At 62.9% G+C, this 1,768-nt stretch carries 1 protein-coding gene; it reads right to left on the bottom strand.

All coding sequences use genetic code 11. The features are described 5' to 3' along the window. Positions 1–1,768: condensation domain-containing protein (locus Q9Q40_13865; GenBank protein ID MDQ7008302.1), on the bottom strand; the 1,768-nt coding region annotated here is incomplete at both ends.

The following is a 1,768-nucleotide window of genomic DNA, read 5'->3' as shown; positions in this document are numbered from 1 at the left end:
ACTCCCTCTCCCCGAACACCACCGCCACCGAGTCCGGCGTCCGCTCCACCTGCTCCTCGAACAACTCCGATATCGTCTTCTCCGACGGGTACTCCGCACGCGGCCCTTCCCCCAACTCCAATATCCGCGCCCGCTCCTCCTCCGCGACCATCTCCAACCGCCCGACGGTCTCATCCGGGTTCGACGACGCGGACTCCGCCAACCGCTGTAAATGCACAGCCATCCTCTCGATCCGCTCCCGCTTGAACAGGTCCGCGCAGTACTCGATCCCGCACTCGATACCGTCACCACTCTCGACAAAACTGAACGTCAGGTCGAACTTCGCGATCGCGAACTCCGTCTCGAACGGGTTCACCTCTACCCCTTCCATCTCCAACACGGCATCCTCGTTGTTCTGTAATATCACCATCACGTCGAACAGAGGGTTCCGCGAAAGGTCGCGCCGCAAATCCAACTCCTCCACCAGCCGGTCGAACGGATAGTCCTGGTTATCGTACGCCTCCGTCGCCGTCTCACGGACCCGGTCCAATATCTCCGCAAAACCCTCCCCTCCACGCACCTCGTCACGCAACACCAGAGTGTTCACGTAGAACCCGACCTGGGACTCGAGATCGCTGTGACGTCGACCCGCGATCGGCGTCCCCACGATGATCTCTTCCTGACCCGTGTGACGGTACAGTAACACCTTCACTATCGCCGTCAGCGTCATGAACAACGTCGCACCGCGTGGCCGGCCGAGCTCCTGTAAACGTCCCGCTACCGCGCTCGGAATCCTGAACCCGATCCTCGACCCTCTCGAACTCCGCACGGCCGGTCGCGGGAAATCCGCCGGAAGGTCGAGCGCCGGAATCTCCCCGGAGAGCCGCTCCAACCAGTACGCGCGCTCTTCTCCCAACCGGTCGCTCTCCATCAGCCCGTTGTGCCACGCCGCATAGTCCTTGTACTGGATCGGCAGTTCCCCCGGGTCCTCCCCGCGCAGGATCGCGGCCAGTTCCCGCAACAGCACTCCTATCGACCACCCGTCCGAGACGATATGGTGCATGTTGAAGAACAACAGATGCTCTTCAACATCCACTCGGACGATCCCCACTCGCAACAACGGCGCGCGCTCCAGGTCGAAAGGACGCGACGCGCTCTCCGCCTCGATCCGACTCAACGTTCCCCTCTTCTCTTCCTCTCCCTTCCTGCTGACGTCGTGACGTTCGATCCGGAACTCCACTTCCTCGCTCACCACCTGGCGCGGCTCGCCCTCCACTTCGATGAACGACGTTCGCAACGACTCGTGACGGCGGATCAAGACCCGGAACGCCTCCTCCAACCTCTCCACGTCCAACGCTCCCGTCAACCGCAACGCCGCCGGCATCGAGTACGCCGTCTTGTCTCCCATACGGTCCAGTATCCAGAGCCGACGCTGCGCGTGCGACAGTTCGTAATCCGCCGCCTCCTCGATCCGAACGATCGGCGTGAAAACGATCGGGGCACGGTCGCGCATCAGCTTCGCCTGGGACGCGACCGTCGGGTTGGCGAAGATCTCCCGGATCGAGACCTCGACCTCGAGGTCCCGGCCTATCCGCGACGCGAGCCTCGTCGCCAACAGGCTGTGACCGCCCAGTTCAAAGAAGTTGTCATGCCGGCCCACACGGTCCAGACCGAGCAGGTCCCGCCAGACCTCGGATATCTTCTCTTCCACTTCCCCAACCGGCGGCTCATACTCGCCCGATCCCGCAAGCACGCCCGTACGGGCGTCTGGCAACGCCTTCCGGTCCAA

The organism is Acidobacteriota bacterium (assembly GCA_030949985.1).
Taxonomy (GTDB): Bacteria; Acidobacteriota; Polarisedimenticolia; order J045; family J045; genus JALTMS01.
This window is presented reverse-complemented; position numbering and strand designations above follow the sequence as displayed.